This is a genomic window from Achromobacter maghribensis (genome assembly GCF_057334215.1).
The window spans coordinates 87,597-89,007 of sequence record NZ_JBHFII010000055.1; the positions used below are offsets into that span (position 1 = coordinate 87,597).

The 1,411-nt window shown below is 65.2% G+C and carries 1 protein-coding gene and 1 pseudogene; both read left to right on the forward strand.

The genetic code is table 11. The annotated features are described in order from the left end of the window. Nucleotides 1-130 (forward strand): annotated as a pseudogene (locus ACE039_RS24155) (helix-turn-helix domain-containing protein); the annotation flags it as partial. 13 nt (nt 131-143) lie between these two features. Then, on the forward strand, nt 144-1,411 hold a 1,268-nt coding region (ispG, locus tag ACE039_RS24160), incomplete at its 3' end, for a flavodoxin-dependent (E)-4-hydroxy-3-methylbut-2-enyl-diphosphate synthase (protein ID WP_485823523.1).

Consider the following 1,411-nt stretch of genomic DNA (forward strand, 5'->3'; position numbering starts at 1 on the left):
GTCGACCTCCTGGGGATGGCTCATCGCCATCGTGCTGGTGCTGGCCGCCGGCGTGGCGTATGCCTTCTGGCAAGGCTGGTTGCCGCAGCAATGGCTGCCGTTCGACTGGCTGCAGAAGCCGACCAAGTAACCCGGTTCCACCGATGCAAGATTCTTCTCTGCCTTGCCAGGATGCGCCGCCTCCCTCCGTCGGGGCGGCGATGCGCCGCGCCACGCGTTCGGTCGCGGTGAAGTGGGGTGATCGTGTCGTGATGGTGGGCGGCGACGCCCCGGTCGTGGTGCAGTCCATGACCAACACCGACACCGCGGACGCCATCGCCACGGCGATCCAGGTCAAAGAGCTGGCGTTGGCCGGCTCCGAGCTGGTGCGCATCACGGTGAATACGCCCGAGGCGGCGCGCGAAGTGGTCGCCATCCGCGAACAGCTCGACCGCATGGGCGTAAACGTGCCGCTGGTGGGCGATTTCCACTACAACGGGCACAAGCTGCTGACGCAGTTTCCCGAATGTGCGCAAGCGCTGTCCAAATACCGGATCAACCCCGGCAACATGGGCGGCGGCAAGCGGCGCGACGATAATTTCGCGCAAATGATCGACGTGGCCTGCCGCTACGACAAGCCCGTGCGCATCGGCGTGAACTGGGGCAGCCTGGATCACGAACTGATGGCGCGCAAGATGGACGAAAACAGCCGTCGCGCGCAGCCCTGGGAGGCCCAGGCCGTGATGCGCGATGCGCTGGTCGTGTCGGCCATCAGCAACGCGCAGCGGGCCGAAGAACTTGGCCTGCGGCGCGACGCCATCATCCTGTCCTGCAAGGTCAGCCATGTGCAGGACTTGATCGCGGTTTACCGCGATTTGTCCGCTCGTTGCGACTATCCCCTGCACCTGGGCCTGACCGAAGCCGGCATGGGCAGCAAGGGCATCGTGGCGTCCACCGCCGCGCTGGCAGTGCTGCTCCAGCAAGGCATTGGCGACACCATCCGTATTTCGCTCACGCCGGAACCCGGCGGCGATCGCAGCCGCGAAGCCATCGTGGCGCAAGAGATCCTGCAAACGATGGGCCTGCGCGCGTTCACGCCGATGGTGGTGGCGTGCCCCGGTTGCGGCCGCACCAGCAGCACGTTCTTCCAGGAACTTGCTGATAGCATCCAGTCCTACTTGCGCCGCCAGATGCCCGTCTGGAAAGCGCAGTACCCGGGCGTCGAAAGCATGAACGTCGCGGTCATGGGCTGTGTGGTCAATGGGCCGGGCGAAAGCCGTCATGCCGATATCGGAATCAGTCTGCCGGGAACGGGCGAAGTGCCCGCGGCGCCGGTATTCGTGGATGGCGAACGCACGGTTACGCTCAAAGGCGACCATATCGCCGAAGAGTTCCAGGCCATCGTCGAAGACTACGTGGCGCGCCGTTACGG